Origin of the sequence: Legionella waltersii, from assembly GCF_001468085.1 — a bacterium.
Lineage (GTDB): Bacteria > Pseudomonadota > Gammaproteobacteria > Legionellales > Legionellaceae > Legionella > Legionella waltersii.
This window is the reverse complement of sequence record NZ_LNZB01000009.1, coordinates 64,852-79,733: the sequence shown is the minus strand read 5'-3', so window position 1 is coordinate 79,733 and position 14,882 is coordinate 64,852. Positions and strand designations below refer to the sequence as shown.

Sequence of the window (14,882 nt, the reverse complement as noted above, 5' to 3'; positions counted from 1 at the left end):
GAAACCGCTTGAGGCAGCACCATTAGGCGAAGAACCCGACTTTGGGTATAAATACCCCATTTAAAAAATGAGTCGATCCCTCAGCCCTAACGGTCGCGTATATGGACTCATCCGTTTTTGCAAGTAGTTAGCTATTGAAAAATGAAGTATTTACATGCGTATATTCGGCAACTATTTAAGAGTAGTTTTATTGCCACTCGTGCCTTGATGAAATTCGCACTCTGTCTCCTAATCGGCTCGTCGAACACTAGGTTCAATGCGACCTGCAGGTATTTACAGAGTAGGTTCTACCATTTTCCCATCAGCTATTCTTTGCAAAACCTTGGTAAGTCTTTTTTCTCCACGAACATGAAGCAACCATTTTATACCCTTCTTTTTTGTAATAAGTGGGTTTACTTATTACAAAAAAGGAAGGTGCAGCGTGTAACGATACATTTTTTTCATAAGCCATCTCATTATTTAATTTAGGCTGCCTTAATATCATTATGGTGATTAATATATTTATCATCATACGCCATAATAGCCCACATATGACGTGCATTTTTATTTGCTACAGCAACCGCTGCCTTATTGTAACCACGCTCTTTTTTAATACGCGTCACCCAAGAACTGACATAATCTGACTTTTTATCTGCACCTTTAACCACTGAACGACCTCCATGTATTAGCAACCCACGTATATAGCGGTCACCTCGTTTACTAATAGACATCAAGCATTGTTTCCCTCCACTGGAGTGTTCTTTGGGTACTAATCCTAAATAAGCTGCAAAATGACGACCATTTTTAAAATGGTGGGGGTCACCGACTGTTGCATAAATAATACTCGCGGTCATGGGACCTACACCAGGCAATTGCATTAAACGCCCACACATGTCGTTCTTCTTGCAAAATTGTTCTATTTTTTGCGTATAACGTTCAATTTCATGATCCAGATCCAATACTTTTTTATGACAACTGGAGATGATTTCTCTCATATCCATCGTAAGTTCATTCGTTGCATCTTCCAATAATAGAGGAACTTCCTTTCTAACTTGGGATAAACCCTCAGCTAAAAAAATCCCCATCTCGCGTAAGTAACCTCGTATACGATTTGCCAAAGCCGTTCTATCTTGAATCAAACTTTCTCTATATCGATGATTCATTTGCATTTCTTGTTGTTTTATTGTCTTTGTGGGCACTGTTGGCATACCATCTTGTTGTGCTGCTATAACAATCGCACGAGCATCGTTCTTATCATTTTTATTCCCTTGTACAAACGGTTTCACATGTTGGGGACTAATCTGGGAGACCGTGTGCCCATAAGACATAAACTTACGCGACCAATAATTCGAACTTCCACAGGCCTCCATCACTATTTTACAGTGTGGCATATTGGCAATTAATGTCGGCAACGCTGAGCGGGAAACTTTCTTGCTTAATATTTTCTTTCCATACTCATTAACTCCATGCAATTGAAAAACATCTTTTGCCAAATCTATGCCGAGTAGCGTAATATTCTTCATTGGACTCTCCTCTTGATAGGTTAGCGTAACACTACCATTTTGGCTCATTTTAGTAGCCGGTTAAAAGGAGGATGAGTCCATATCATTGGCTCAGTTCGTAGGAGTCAAAACTGAGCCGCGACCGTTAGGGAGCGGATAAGATGCAACCCTATGAAGAACACTTTCAATCAATTAATATTGATTTAATAATTAATAGGTATAATACGAGAAAAATTAACCCATTACTTACACTAATGAATTACAAATTAAACACAAGATCCATGATCACTACACTTCATTGCAAGGCCTCAAGCCAGGTGTTTGTTGTTTATTTTAGTAATAAAACTTCATCCTCTAGATTCCCAAGTCACAAACTCATATCACTCTAAATCCTTTCATAAAAACGTTTGATCCGTCAAAACAATTATTTTAGGAGTACAGTAATTATGAGTCATCTAAAACTCGATCAACAATCTATATCAACACCTCAAATTCTAATTCTGTCAGATTTCGATGGGACTATGACCGGAATGGAAGGGAAATCAACAGTTACTAATGGATTTTATAAGCAATTATTTAATGGAGGTCAACTAGGAGGCTTTAGGCTTTGGGCACTAAAAAATTCTGAAGAAGTACAATCAAAATTTAAAAAGGGATTTGGAGATTATCAAAGATATCTCAATAATCCTGAAGCTTGGGAGGAAGACAAAGACAGTGAGTACTACGGTCTTCTAATCCCACCCAAAGTTGTAAAATTCTATAAAAATAGACTTAAAGACAGCAACACCAAGTTAGTTATTTTGACCAGAAACAGAGCGGACTATGTTATAGAGGTTTTAAAATATCATGGCTTCACTGAAGATGAATTGAAACAAATTAAGACAGAGGCTGTTGGTAATCAATCAGGCGCTAAAAAGAATTTTGCGAAACAAGTCATGCAAGAAACATGGCCAGATGAACAAAAGAAAACAAAATGGGTCTGTATTTACGATGACAGCTCAAAGGATAGGGAGTCTATGAAGGTAGCCGTGAAAGAGCGAGGTGATTTGAATCTAATCGCTCCAGAATTTAATCCAGCAGAACTGAATACAGAGGAGTGTGAAGAAGGTATTAGAACCATTTTACAATTAGCTTCAAGCCAGCCAACTAAAAATCCTGATAAGTGGAGTGAAGCTATATCAAAGCTAAAGGCAAGGAAACAAGCACCAATAAAAACTGATTCGCAAGTGACTGCAATTGAACATGACTCTTCATCGCCTTCGGATAGTTCAGAGCTGCCTTTCTATTGGAGGGATACAGAGTTGGTACCCTCTTCTAGTGATTCAGCCTCTCTTCGCTCTTCAAGCAACTCAGAATCGTCGTCAACTTCTTCACCTGATTTCCATGATTGTTATCTTAATGAAAAGGATAAAGAGGCTATTCTTCAATTGATCCATACCTTAGGAAGAGAGAGGGATTCTTTTTTCTGTATGAATAAGGATCGAAAGGAACAGAAAATTGAGGCTTTAACTCATCTTCTCACCAAGGACTTCTGTGCATCGGATTACAACTCTCTAAGTGCATTAGCCAAGGACATATTGAAAGTCCATCCTGAAGCAAACAAAGGACTATTAAGTAATCGTGTAGGTGACTTGTTAACAAGATTTGCACAAGGTAAGCATGTTGATGACGAAGAACGTTCTTGCTTTTCATGGGGATGTTTCTAATCAGTGAATAAATAAAATGCAGCCTGGGTAAAGGTCCTTAGGACTGAAGCCCGGGTTCCTTCATCTAATCAACAAATTGATAATACGTCTCGTTTTCTTTAACCATTCCTAATTCATAACGAGCTTGCTCTTCTAAGGCCTGGTCACCACTTTTCAGTTCCTTGATGTCAGCCTCAAGTGCCTTATTTCGGGCCGATAATTTTTCATTATGTTCTTGCTGAGCCACCAGTTTTTTTTCGATGGATATCCATTGGACAAGGTTACCATCACCTAGCCAGAGCTTATGCTGTAGGGCAACTAAAGCAATTATGAGGATAATATAAACGGGTCGCATAATTATTTTTATTATTATTAATGTTGCTAATTATATTGTAGTCGCTAATTTCTAAAAGGGCCAATACTTGTTGAAGTATATTATTTAGCTGTTTGTAATTAGCGACCAAAGCAGTGGATTGCTTCCTATTTCAAAATGCCTTTACCCGCATAAGGCAGAGGTGCAAGCTCATTAATTCTTAAGAGTTGGTTGTATTTGGCCGTTCTGTCAGTTCTGCACAATGAACCCGTTTTGATTTGTCCACAACCTGTAGCAACAGCCAGGTCAGCAATGAATGTATCTTCAGTTTCTCCTGAACGATGGGACATAATACAGCGATAGCCATGTTTGTGTGCAAGGTGAATGGCTTGTCTCGTTTCAGTCAAAGTACCGATTTGATTTACTTTAATTAAGATGGCATTGGCAACACCTTGCGCAATTCCTTCTTGCAATATTTTAGGGTTGGTCACAAATAAGTCATCGCCAACCAATTGAATTTTATTTCCTAGGCGATTCGTTAATTCTTTCCATCCAGACCAGTCCTTTTCGTCTAACCCATCCTCAATACTGACTATTGGGTAGTCAGCAACTAAATTGGCATAATAATCGATGAGTTGTTGCGAGCTAAAAATTTGGTTTTCAGAGGCCATGCGATAAGAACCATTTTCATACAGTTCACTGGCGGCAACGTCTAAAGAAAGAACGATGTCTTCTCCTAATTTAAAACCAGCGTGATTCACGGCTTCACTGATCAAGTCTAGTGCTTGTCGATTTGATTGAATGTTTGGGGCGAATCCTCCTTCATCACCCACCGCAGTGTTTAATCCTTTTGTCTTTAATACGGATTTTAAAACATGAAATACATCAGTCCCCATTTGTAAAGCAGTAGGGAAATCCGCAGCACCAATGGGCATAATCATGAACTCTTGGATATCCACATTATTGTCTGCATGTGCCCCACCATTCAAAATATTCATCATGGGCACAGGCATGTTCATCGTTTCGTCTTGATGCAAGGACATAAACAATGGTTGGTTATGAGCCGCAGCTCTGGCTCTCGCACAAGCTAAAGAGGCCGCTAAAATGGCATTGGCTCCTAATCGAGACTTGTTATCAGTTCCATCAAGCTCACATAAAAGCTTATCAATGTGAGCTTGATCATCTACTGCTTGTCCCTGTAAAGCCTTATTTATTTCATGATTCACATGACCAACTGCTTTCTTAACCCCTTTACCAGAGTACCTTTTCGTGTCTTGGTCTCGGAGTTCACAGGCTTCTCTACTTCCTGTTGATGCTCCTGAAGGAACACTAGCCCTTCCGGTGAATCCATTTTGTAAGAGAACATCGGCTTCAACAGTTGGGTTACCTCTTGAATCTAATATTTCTCTCGCTGTAATTTTACTAATTTGCATGGTCATTCCTAGTGTCTTGATTTGATGTTAATAGGTTACTGCTCCAAGAGTTAAAAGAGCATTAGCTAACGGAATTAGTGGTAATCCCAATATGGTGTCTTCATTGCCACGAACTGTCTTGAATAGCCATTTCCCAAGTGTTTCAAATTGATAGGCACCGCAGCTCTGATAGGGCTTTTCTTCTTGCAAATACCTTTCTATCGTGTCGCGGTCTAGATCATGGAGACTCACAGTTGCTGATTCACTGTATTCCCAAAGTAGGGTGTTTTGTTTAACGATACATAGGCAGGCAATCTGTAGATGTTCTTTACCACTCAATAGGTTTAAATGGTTCACTGCAGTCTCATGATTAAGGGGTTTATCCAGTAGGGTATCGTTGACTACACATAATTGATCAGCTGCAATGATATAATGTTGTGGGTATCGTTCGCTCACTTCCATGGCTTTATGTCTGGCTAGAGTCATTCCCAAGCGAATTTTGTCTTCATGACCATGTTGAGCTTTGAGCTTATCTTCATCGCAATTCGATGGCACTACAAGAAAATGTAAGCCTAATGAGTTGAGCAATTTTGCACGAATGGAGGATCCTGAAGCTAGAATAATCGGTTGTTGTTGTAAAAAACTAGACATAGGCCGCCACTCCAGCCATTAAGGCAAATCCAATGATCACAAAACTAAAGTCAGTTAAATTACAGCATCGCTCAACCATAACGCAACGCTCAAGGCCATGGAGTGTACCTAAATACAAAAAGGTTCCTGCTGAGGCTGCTATCAATATGGGATCAAATAATGAATTGGTTTCTATGCCATGACCAAAATACCATCCAATGTAGATGCCAATAGGGGTCATCAGACTGAATAGGATAAAAAACAATAGGCTGGTGTTTAAACTCATCGAGCTTTTATTTAATTGAACAGCAATAGCAAAGCTCTCAGCCCATTTGTGAGTAATAATCGCTAAGAAAAGCATGATCATCATGGAGTTGTAATGGGCAAATCCCAATGCTGCACCTAACATTATCGAGTGAATAGACATCATACCCCACGCCAAAAGGGCAAAAGCTGGGTGATCTGCCTTTTGATGGTGGTATAGTTCTTTCCCCAAATGTTCAAACCATAAGAAAATGAGAAAGACAGCCCCTGTAATAATAAAAGCTAATGGGTAGTTGTAACCCATAGTTTGAAATAAGGAATTAGACTCTGGGAGCATATGGAGTAATGCTGCACCTAAAAAAACCCCGGTTGCTAGCGTTTCCCCAATGGGAAAATCGATGTGTTGATCTTCTTTTATGCGTTTGCGAAATGGATACCATCCAGCAACTAAGATGACTGCAACTATAGAAATCGCAAAAATAATTTTCAAAACAGTGATAGACAACATATGGGTTTCCTAAAATTAGCCCGAGCATTTTACTACGAACAAAGCGAACATTTAAGGGCTAATTTATTGATGCATGACTTCATGCAGACTAAATAAGCGAATCTCTTCAATATCAATACGATTTTTTAAGGTTTGTATGACTTTATTATGGAGCTCTTGCCAGAGGCTAAAATCTTCAGAGCAGACAATATCTAATCCCATTTTTCCATCCAGATAATGGATATTCCAAAATAGAATTTGGGGGAAATCCTTTTTGATTTCTCGGAGGTAATCTTCATGTAAAACAGCACGACTAGGTAAATGCAGGGAAGGGCTAGATATTTCATCATCTTCGTGATCAACATGAACAATCACATCTTTAACGCTGTCGATTTGGTTCACTAATGCTTGGTGAACGTGCTGGGCTATGTAATGTCCTTCTGATACAGAGATTCTGGGGGATACAAGTATGTGCACATCGATTAGCACATCACTCCCCATAAACCGGCTTCGTAGTTGGTGGATCTTAATCACGCCGTCGATACCTTGTATGGTCTGTTCGATTTGTTCAAGAAGCTCAGCATCTACAGCCGTATCGACTAGTTCTTTGACGCTGTTCCAACCATAGTCCCAACCCATTTTTGTAATCATTAAGCTGACTACCACAGCAGCCAATGCATCAAGATAAATTAAACCAGCTAGGCTTCCTAAGAGTCCAATGAGTACAACAACCGATGAAGCAGCATCTGATCGGTGATGCCATGCATTGGCTGCAATCAATTGGGAATTGATTTGTTTACCCACATGACGCGTGTAATGAAAGAGAACCTCATTAGCAATGATGGAAAAACAAATGATAGGAATAGCCAATGCACTAGGAAAGCTGTGCTCGAACTTAAGTAGTTCGTCGATAGAGTCCCAGGCAATACCACAACCTGCTAAGATAAGTAAAAGAGACACAAATAATGTTGCTGCTGTTTCAATGCGTTGATGCCCATAGGGGTGTGTTTCATCAGCATCAATGCTTCCATATTTTGATGCGAACAGCACCATCATATCCGTTAACAAATCAGAAATAGAATGAATTCCATCAGCAAAAAGGGCGTGCGAGTGAAAGAAAAAACCACCGATCATTTTCACGAGACCTAAAAGAGCGTTAACCAATGCACCAATCAACGTTATTTTTTTTGCTTGCCAGTATCTGTTTTGCTGGTTCATGGGTTTTCATTCAATATTGAAGGGTATTGAAAGGGGACCGGTATTAAATGGGGACGGACCCCACTGGGGTCCGTCCCCGTTCATTTGCTGTGGTCCGTCCTCATCCATTTGTATGATATCATTTAATAATTGAGCTTCCTAGCTAGTCTAGTGACAATGGACAGGCTCGTCCCTAATTATATTGAATTGTAGATATCATGGAATTAACGCCCCAGTTTAGAAAAACTATTGAAGCGGTTTATGGTGAGACTGGAAAACGTTGGTTACAACGGCTTCCTGTATTTATCCGTGAATTAGAGCAACAATGGGATGTTCATTTCATTAGACCCGTAGCAGAGTTGAGTTTTAATTTTGTTGGTTTAGTTCGTTTTAATTCGAATGATCAAATGGCCGTGATCAAAACAGCTCCATCTGGTGAACACTTAGTGAATGAAATTCATTGTATGTTATGTTTTAGCAATGCAACACCCAGAGTTTATCAACATGATGAAAAACGATTTGCTTTTCTTATGGAGTACATTAGCCCTGGGTATTCACTAAAAACCTTCTTGAACAATGAAAGTGACATCAATGTTACAAGGATTATTGCGCAAACTATTCGGGAATTACAAACCGGACAACAGAAAAAATACACCTTTAAGCACCTTTCCGAGCTTGTCGGTGATTTGAAAAGCCTCGAAGGTCATGTGGATGCGAGGATGCTGGCAAAAGCGGAATTTCTATTCCGTGAACTAACGTCAGATCGAACTAATGATGTAGTTCTGCATGGTGATTTACATCATGATAATATAATCCGAAGAGGGTCTTCATGGGCAGTTATTGACCCACAGGGGTATCTTGGAGATCCTGTGGCTGAGGTGGGAGCAATGATTCGCAATCCCATGGATTGCTTTCCCAATGATCGTTCACCCGCACAAATCGTTCAAACGCGGTTAACTGTTTTAAAAGAGGAACTTCCTTTCGATCCGCAAAAAATTAAAGCCTGGGCCTTTGTGATTACTGTCTTATCCGCTGCTTGGAATATGCACGATTTTAATCATCTAGCTGAATCAGAAATTGAACTAGCGTCATTAATAGATAAGGTAAAAATCTAGAACACGCTTAAGTACCTATCGATTTTCATTCTTCATAATAAACAATAAGAATGTCATCCTTGTCAACAGATAAAAAAATATTTATTTATTTTATTTCAGGTCTACTCATGCAAATTGGAAATTTCTAAAGCATTTTAAAAATCGATAGATTTTACAAGGCTTTTTGCATTCTGATCACAGACTTATCCACAGTTTTTGTGGATAACCGAATTAGATGATAATGATGCCAAATAAGGAGAAGAACCTTTAGTAACTAGGGTTGTTGAAAATGCAATAGGGTGTTTTATTTCATTTGGAGAGAAAAATACATTGAACTTATCCACAAGATGTGATTTGTAGATAAAATTGACTGACCTGTCTATCTTAACAAATAAAAACTTAAAAAACAGTCTTGACTTCACTAATTTTAAATCTTTTTATATTTGCAAAAATTGCTCAAAATTACCTAGCCAATTTTGAGTAATCATTCGGGCTATATCGCTATTACTATTGACGAGCTGTCTTGCAATTGGGCCGATGGTCCTCAACATTTCCTTGTCTCTTTGCAACACTGCAACCTTAAACTGTTTGAATCCAGTTTGTTTAGTGCCTAGTACTTCCCCAGCTCCACGGAGTTCAAGATCCTTCTCTGAGATAATAAACCCATCAGTGGTTGCGCGCATGATTTTTAATCGTTCAGTGCTTTGTTGTGAAAGTGGTTGCTGATAGAGTAATAAACAGTGTGACTGTTGGCTTCCTCGCCCTACGCGGCCACGTAATTGGTGGAGTTGAGACAGTCCCAAGCGTTCAGCGTTTTCAATGATCATTAAACTAGCATTTGGCACATCAACTCCTACTTCAATGACCGTTGTAGCAACCAATAGGTCTAGTTCACCTTCTTTAAATGCTGCCATTGTCGCCTCTTTTTCAATCGCTTTCATGCGTCCGTGAATTAATCCAACGCGTGCGGAGGGTAACTGCTCTTGTAATTTTCTCGCAGTGTCCGTTGCTGCGATGCACTGTAATTTTTCGGACTCTTCAATCAACGTGCAAACCCAGTAGGCTTGCTTTTTTTCAGCGAAGGCGGCTTGTAAGCGATCTATGATTAACTCTCTTTTATCTTGACTTACTACAGCGGTGGTTATGGGTGTTCGGCCAGGTGGTAGCTCGTCAATAATGGATATGTCCAAATGGGCAAAATGCGACATGGATAAAGTTCGAGGGATTGGAGTTGCCGTCATTAGCAATTGATGGGGAACCATTTTCTCTTTTTGACCTTTTTGTTGCAATTGCAGTCGTTGCTCAACACCAAATCGATGTTGCTCATCAATAATAATTAAACCAAGATTGTTAAATTCCACTTTGTCTTGAAATAAAGCATGAGTACCTATAATCAATTGGCAAGTATTGTCTTGAAGGGAGTTCAGCGCGAACTTCTTTTCAGAGGCTTTCATTTTCCCGCTTAGGCGCAATACCTGAATTCCTAAAGGTTCAAACCATTTCATCAAATTGATGGAGTGTTGTTCACTGAGCAAATCCGTTGGCGCCATAAATGCAACTTGATAACCGTTAACAATTGCTTGTAACGCTGCAAGAGCAGCAATGACCGTTTTTCCTGCGCCAACGTCCCCTTGCACTAAACGTAGCATGGGACTCGATTGAGTCAGATCGTTAGACACTTCCTTCGCGACCCTTTTTTGAGCATTGGTTAATGAAAAGGGTAAGGAGTTTATAAAACGCATAGTCATTTCTTCACGAAACAAAATAGGGTGGGCTTGTAATTGATTTCGTGAGTTTCTAGCAAACTGCATACTCAACTGATGGGCAAGTAACTCATCAAAAATGATGCGTTTAATAGCAGGGTGGAAGCCCATTTCAAGAGAACTCAAGGCTGTATCCGGAGGCGGATTATGAAGCAAGCTTAGAGCTGCACCCAATGGATAAAAGCCATAGGTTTGCAGTTCACTTTCATTCATCCACTCTAAATCATCAAGTTCTTGCTCTGCTTGTTTGAGAATAATTTTTACCAGTTGTCTTAATTTAGCTTGAGATAAACCCTGGGTAGCTGGATATATCGGTGTTAAGGTCTCTTCAACAGTAAATTCTGCTTCCGTATCAAGAAGTTGGTACTCCGGGTGAATCATTTCAAGTTGACTATTGAATTCTCTCACTTCTCCGAAAACTCTTATTTTGTGGCTGTTATTCAAAGAGTTGATTTGTTGCTTATTAAAATGAAAAAACCGAAGCTTAAGTATTCCAGTTTTGTCTTGTATGTAGCAATTAAGCATCATTTTCTTGCCATACTTAATTTCGGTATTACAAACATGGCCAGCAACAACACACCATTCATTAGCTCTCAGATCTTGAATCGCAGTGACTCTAGTTCTATCCTGATAGCGATAAGGCAAATGAAACAACAAATCACTTACCGTGTTTATGTTGCATTTGGCCAGTTTAGCTGCAAGAGCCGGGCCTACACCAGGTATGTATTCACAAGAGTTAGACAGCACGCTATTATGGAATGAGTTAGAAATAGAATGTTATTAGGATAGGTAATTTAGAGTCTATTTACAATATAAAACACTATACCGGAGTTCAATCGGATGAACCGCATTATTACATGTACAGCCTCGTTAATTTTAGTTTGGATAATAGGGTATTTATTAATCGCTGGAAGAGGTTTGCTCATTCCGATTGTTATTTCGATCTTTGTTTGGCATCTCCTAAACACCATTAATAACGGAATGAAAAAGATTCCTGTTGTTGGAGTAAAATTACCAAGTTGGCTCAGGATGATACTTTCTTTGCTTGTCGTTACGGTTATGGTTCGAGTACTTATTAATATCATCACAGACAATGTGAATGAAGTGATAGCAGCGTCACCAAGATACCAAGAAAACTTGATGAGTATCTTTAATAATCTTGATCAGCGCTTTCATATCAAAGCACTAGCGGATTTTGACAGCATCATCCGTGGCCTTAGTTTCCAGACCATGCTTTTGAACATTTATGGAATGTTCACTACGATTACAAGCTCTGCCGTATTAATCGCTTTATACATTGTTTTCCTATTTGTCGAGCAACATTATTTTACGCAAAAAATGGACGCTTTTTTTCCTCAAATTGAGCACAGAAAACTGGTCAATAATATTATCTCCCATATTACCAAAGACACTCAAACTTATTTGGGCATTAAAACCTTATTGAGTTTATTAACAGCAACGGCAAGTTGGATAGTCATGAAATGGGTGCAATTAGATTTCGCCGAGTTCTGGGCTTTATTGATTTTCTTTTTAAACTACATTCCTAACATAGGAGCAATTGTTGCGACCGCGTTTCCAGTTGCATTGGCTTTGATTCAGTTTGATAGTTGGTGGCCGTTTATTGAAATCACATCGGGTATTGTCGTTGTTCAATTTATTGTAGGAAATTTTTTAGAACCTCGCCTATTAGGTAAGTCATTGAATTTAAGCCCTCTTGTGATTTTATTCGCTTTAGGCTTGTGGGGTGCCATCTGGGGTATTCTAGGAATGTTCTTATCGGTACCTATCACGGTGATGATGATGATTATTTTTGCTCATTTTGATGTTACAAGACCTATAGCCATTTTGCTGTCTCAAGATGGGTATATCCATAAAGCTTATTCTGATATTGAAAGTTAATAGGAGTTAAATCGTTAAGCGCGCTGTTGTGGGTTTCTTTTCTGCCTCCTTACGGCAAAAGAATCTACAGAAAAAACAGACGATACCCCCTTGAGACGACTCTCTCATTAACGTAGTCAGGGCGAACTAAAAATAACTCCTGCCTGGAATGAATTCAATAACCTTTTCATATGCAAGGAAAAGGAGCATAATTGCAGTATTTTTGACGGATAAAGTAAAAGCATGAAATCTACCATTGAGCACCTTTTGAAACAATCCTTAAGTACTTTAGAATCCCAGGGAGAAATTCCCAATGATTTGAGTATTGATATTAAAGTTGAAAATGCTAAGGACTCGGCTCATGGAGATTATGCAACAAACTTAGCTTTAATTTTAGCAAAGCCCTGTAAATTAGCCCCCAGAGTCATTGCTGAAAAGATAGTTGCAGCAATACCAGGCGATTCATCCGTTCAAAAAATTGAAATAGCCGGTGCTGGTTTTATTAATTTTTTTATGCAAAGCAGCTCACGAGCTATGATTGTTGCTGAAGCATTGAAAAAAGGTGAGGAATTCGGGACTTGTAATCTAGGCCAAAACCAAAAAGTGTTAATTGAATTTGTTTCTGCCAATCCGACAGGGCCTCTGCACGTAGGCCATGGCCGAGGTGCGGCATTTGGAGCAACCTTAGGAAATGTATTAAAAGCAGCAGGATATGACGTGACTCTTGAGTATTATGTCAATGATGCTGGGAGACAAATGAACATTTTGGCTGTCAGTGTGTGGTTACGTTACCTTGAATTGCAAGGCGAACCTGTAGTATTCCCTTCCAATGCTTATAAAGGACAGTATGTTTTTAACATAGCAGAAGCAATTTGTTCAGAAAGTGGGGCAGAGTATGTGCATCCATGGCCTGTGGTCTTCGAGGGCTTACCCAAGGATGAGCCTCATGGTGGAGACAAAGAAATCTATATTGATGCCGTCATTGAGAAGTCTAGAGTATTATTAGGTGAAGATGGTTTTAAGATATTCCATCAACATGCGTTAAAGACGGTTTTAGATGACATAAAGGACGACCTATCAGGATTCGGTGTGAGTTTTGATAACTGGTTTTCTGAACAATCGCTTTTCGAAGATGGTTCTATTGAAAAAGGGGTCCAGGCCCTGAAAAATGGTGGCCATACTTATGAAAAGGAAGGGGCTCTATGGTTCCGAGCTACTGATTTTGGTGATGAAAAGGACAGGGTATTATTAAGAGCGAATGGTCAAAGCACTTACTTTGCTTCTGATGTTGCTTATCATTGGAATAAATACGACAGAGGTTATGACCGGGTGATTGACATCTTTGGAGCTGATCACCATGGTTATGTCGCTCGAATTAAAACAGCCGTAAAAGCCTTAGGTCATGATGAAAGTGCTTTGGACGTGATGTTGGTGCAATTTGCAATTCTTTATCGTGGTGAAGATCGAGTACAAATGTCGACTCGAAGTGGATCATTCGTGACCTTAAGAGAATTAAGAGAAGAGGTTGGAAATGATGCAGCACGATATTTTTATGTGGTGAGAAAACCGGAACAACATATGGATTTTGATCTTGATCTTGCAAAATCAGAATCTAATGACAATCCCGTGTATTATATTCAATACGCTCATGCGCGAATATGCAGCGTTTTAAGGCAATTAAAACAGCGAGAAATGGCTTGGGACAAGAGTTTAGGTCTAGAGAATCTTAGTTTATTAGAGCAAGCACATGAGTCTGCATTAGTCGCTCTATTGAGTCGTTATCCTGAAGTGATAAAGTCAGCAGCATCAACTTGTGAACCTCATCAGTTGGCTTATTATTTAAGAGAGCTGGCAAATGGACTTCACAGTTATTATAATGCGGTACAACTTCTATGTGAGCAAGACTCTTTGCGTTCTGCGCGACTGTGTTTGCTCGAGGCAGTAAGACAAGTATTAAATAATGGACTTAGGATATTGGGCGTTTCAGCCCCTGAGAGTATGTAATGGCAAGAGATTATGGAAATAGGCGACCTGCAAAGAAAAACAGCGCTCCCAATCAGCTGTTAGTTATCGTTGTTACCTTTTTACTGGGGTATTTCACTGCGACAATCATGGATGTTCAAAAGGTCAGTCAATGGATAAACAAAGAAATTTTAGCGGACAATGAACCAGTTAAACAACCCATTAAAACCGCAGAGCAAAAACCACAAGTACCTCCGAAGCCTAAGTTTGAATTTTATACCTTGTTGGCAAACGAAAAATCAGGTTCTCAAGCAGGCAACCACCAGGAAAATACACAGACGTCAGCCCAAACTTCGGCTAAAGGCCCGGAGCAAGTCGCTAGTAAATCAATCAATGATGTGGTTAGTAACTCAGTAAGATCATCCGTTCAAGTTGCCGAAGGAAAGCCTGTTGATAATCATCAGCCTAGCAACAAAACAAGCTCCTATTTGGTTCAGGTTGCTTCGTTTAAAACAAGACATGATGCGGATAATATGAAGGCCAAACTGATTTTAAAAGGTTTTGATGTCAACGTTGTTCAAGCTTCTCAGGCACAAGGAAGCTGGTTCCGAGTAGTGGTAGGACCCTATCCAGACAAAACATCTGCTCAATTAGCTCAGATTAACTTAGCTAAAAATGAGCGTTTGAACGGGATGTTGAGAGCCGTTGGTGGCTAA

12 protein-coding genes are annotated in these 14,882 nt (G+C 39.5%); 5 read left to right on the top strand and 7 right to left on the bottom strand.

Going from position 1 to position 14,882, the window contains the following annotated elements; all coding sequences use genetic code 11:
- Nucleotides 1–464: 464 nt before the first annotated feature.
- Entirely contained in the window at nucleotides 465–1,502 is a 1,038-nt protein-coding gene (locus Lwal_RS02815; protein ID WP_058479405.1) for an IS110 family RNA-guided transposase, read from the bottom strand.
- A gap of 425 nt (nucleotides 1,503–1,927) precedes the next feature.
- Here Lwal_RS02815 and Lwal_RS02810 point away from each other — a divergent pair, with 425 nt between their 5' ends.
- Entirely contained in the window at nucleotides 1,928–3,187 is a 1,260-nt protein-coding gene (locus Lwal_RS02810) for a hypothetical protein (RefSeq protein WP_058479404.1), read from the top strand.
- 64 nt (nucleotides 3,188–3,251) lie between these two features.
- On the opposite strand, the gene ftsB is transcribed toward Lwal_RS02810, so the two are convergent.
- The 5 genes from ftsB to Lwal_RS02785 all read right to left on the bottom strand — a co-directional run bounded on the left by ftsB (nucleotide 3,252) and on the right by Lwal_RS02785 (nucleotide 7,490).
- Complete coding sequence (ftsB, locus tag Lwal_RS02805; protein ID WP_058479403.1) at nucleotides 3,252–3,521, bottom strand: cell division protein FtsB; 270 nt, start codon at nucleotides 3,519–3,521, stop codon at nucleotides 3,252–3,254.
- A gap of 125 nt (nucleotides 3,522–3,646) precedes the next feature.
- Nucleotides 3,647–4,918 (bottom strand): phosphopyruvate hydratase, encoded by a 1,272-nt coding sequence (eno, locus tag Lwal_RS02800; protein ID WP_197697696.1) that lies wholly within the window; start codon nucleotides 4,916–4,918, stop codon nucleotides 3,647–3,649.
- Between the two features lie 21 nt (nucleotides 4,919–4,939).
- On the bottom strand, nucleotides 4,940–5,542 hold the full coding sequence (locus Lwal_RS02795; protein ID WP_058479401.1) for a Maf family protein: 603 nt from the start codon (nucleotides 5,540–5,542) through the stop codon (nucleotides 4,940–4,942).
- Nucleotides 5,535–6,293, bottom strand: a complete 759-nt coding sequence (locus Lwal_RS02790; RefSeq protein WP_058479400.1) for a ZIP family metal transporter — start codon at nucleotides 6,291–6,293, stop codon at nucleotides 5,535–5,537. Before Lwal_RS02790 ends, Lwal_RS02795 begins: the two co-directional genes overlap by 8 nt.
- A gap of 63 nt (nucleotides 6,294–6,356) precedes the next feature.
- Nucleotides 6,357–7,490 (bottom strand): cation diffusion facilitator family transporter, encoded by a 1,134-nt coding sequence (locus Lwal_RS02785; protein ID WP_058479399.1) that lies wholly within the window; start codon nucleotides 7,488–7,490, stop codon nucleotides 6,357–6,359.
- A gap of 197 nt (nucleotides 7,491–7,687) precedes the next feature.
- On the opposite strand from Lwal_RS02785, the gene Lwal_RS02780 reads away from it, so the two are divergent.
- The gene (locus Lwal_RS02780) at nucleotides 7,688–8,584 is read left to right on the top strand and encodes an aminoglycoside phosphotransferase family protein (RefSeq protein WP_058479398.1); all 897 of its coding nucleotides are present in this window, start codon (nucleotides 7,688–7,690) and stop codon (nucleotides 8,582–8,584) included.
- Between the two features lie 416 nt (nucleotides 8,585–9,000).
- Here Lwal_RS02780 and recG read toward each other — a convergent pair whose 3' ends face one another.
- On the bottom strand, nucleotides 9,001–11,073 hold the full coding sequence (recG, locus tag Lwal_RS02775) for an ATP-dependent DNA helicase RecG (RefSeq protein WP_058479397.1): 2,073 nt from the start codon (nucleotides 11,071–11,073) through the stop codon (nucleotides 9,001–9,003).
- 93 nt (nucleotides 11,074–11,166) lie between these two features.
- On the opposite strand from recG, the gene Lwal_RS02770 reads away from it, so the two are divergent.
- The 3 genes from Lwal_RS02770 (at nucleotide 11,167) to Lwal_RS02760 (ending at nucleotide 14,882) form a co-directional block, all read left to right on the top strand.
- Nucleotides 11,167–12,225 carry an AI-2E family transporter gene (locus tag Lwal_RS02770; RefSeq protein ID WP_058479396.1) on the top strand — a complete coding sequence of 353 codons (1,059 nt, stop codon included), beginning with the start codon at nucleotides 11,167–11,169 and terminating at the stop codon, nucleotides 12,223–12,225.
- 222 nt (nucleotides 12,226–12,447) lie between these two features.
- Entirely contained in the window at nucleotides 12,448–14,208 is a 1,761-nt protein-coding gene (argS, locus tag Lwal_RS02765) for an arginine--tRNA ligase (protein WP_058479395.1), read from the top strand.
- On the top strand, nucleotides 14,208–14,882 hold the full coding sequence (locus Lwal_RS02760; protein ID WP_058479394.1) for an SPOR domain-containing protein: 675 nt from the start codon (nucleotides 14,208–14,210) through the stop codon (nucleotides 14,880–14,882). Before argS ends, Lwal_RS02760 begins: the two co-directional genes overlap by 1 nt.

Bases quoted from the DNA above. Each gene is read 5' to 3' on its own strand.
- Lwal_RS02795 (WP_058479401.1), bottom strand. From the start codon at position 5,542: ATGTCTAGTTTTTTACAACAACAACCGATTATTCTAGCTTCAGGATCC.
- Lwal_RS02770 (WP_058479396.1), top strand. From the start codon at position 11,167: ATGAACCGCATTATTACATGTACAGCCTCGTTAATTTTAGTTTGGATA.
- ftsB (WP_058479403.1), bottom strand. From the start codon at position 3,521: ATGCGACCCGTTTATATTATCCTCATAATTGCTTTAGTTGCCCTACAG.
- eno (WP_197697696.1), bottom strand. From the start codon at position 4,918: ATGACCATGCAAATTAGTAAAATTACAGCGAGAGAAATATTAGATTCA.
- Lwal_RS02790 (WP_058479400.1), bottom strand. From the start codon at position 6,293: ATGTTGTCTATCACTGTTTTGAAAATTATTTTTGCGATTTCTATAGTT.
- Lwal_RS02815 (WP_058479405.1), bottom strand. From the start codon at position 1,502: ATGAAGAATATTACGCTACTCGGCATAGATTTGGCAAAAGATGTTTTT.
- Lwal_RS02785 (WP_058479399.1), bottom strand. From the start codon at position 7,490: ATGAACCAGCAAAACAGATACTGGCAAGCAAAAAAAATAACGTTGATT.
- argS (WP_058479395.1), top strand. From the start codon at position 12,448: ATGAAATCTACCATTGAGCACCTTTTGAAACAATCCTTAAGTACTTTA.
- Lwal_RS02780 (WP_058479398.1), top strand. From the start codon at position 7,688: ATGGAATTAACGCCCCAGTTTAGAAAAACTATTGAAGCGGTTTATGGT.
- Lwal_RS02760 (WP_058479394.1), top strand. From the start codon at position 14,208: ATGGCAAGAGATTATGGAAATAGGCGACCTGCAAAGAAAAACAGCGCT.
- Lwal_RS02810 (WP_058479404.1), top strand. From the start codon at position 1,928: ATGAGTCATCTAAAACTCGATCAACAATCTATATCAACACCTCAAATT.